The sequence below is a fragment of the Anoxybacillus sp. EFIL genome (genome assembly GCF_013096955.1).
GTDB lineage: Bacteria > Bacillota > Bacilli > Bacillales > Anoxybacillaceae > Anoxybacillus > Anoxybacillus ayderensis.
On sequence record NZ_SDLH01000138.1, the window covers coordinates 1 to 371 of the forward strand.

1 rRNA gene is annotated in these 371 nt (G+C 48.2%); it reads right to left on the minus strand.

What is annotated here, in order from left to right:
- Nucleotides 1-259: 259 nt before the first annotated feature.
- Nucleotides 260-371: ribosomal RNA gene (locus tag ES017_RS15695) — 16S ribosomal RNA — on the minus strand; the annotation flags it as partial.

A 371-nucleotide genomic window follows, 5' to 3' on the forward strand; every position in this document is an offset into this window, starting at 1 on the left:
TATCTAGTTTTCAAAGAACATGGCTTCTTCTTGAAGCTACATCTTCGCTGCCATGCGCCGAGGAATTTATCATCTTCGTAATCACTCGCAGACGCAGGCGCAAAACTAACGTGTAAACCTGCTTCATTGCAGCTTTGCGCCGAGGAATCTGTCCTCCTCGAAGCTACTTGTAGACGCAGGCGCGAGTTGAGGGATATTCCCTCAAAACTAAACGAAGCGAAAAAGCGTTTTTTTCATCATAATTAATGATATCCCTTAGAAAGGAGGTGATCCAGCCGCACCTTCCGATACGGCTACCTTGTTACGACTTCACCCCAATCATTTGCCCCACCTTCGGCGGCTGGCTCCCGTAAGGGTTACCTCACCGACTT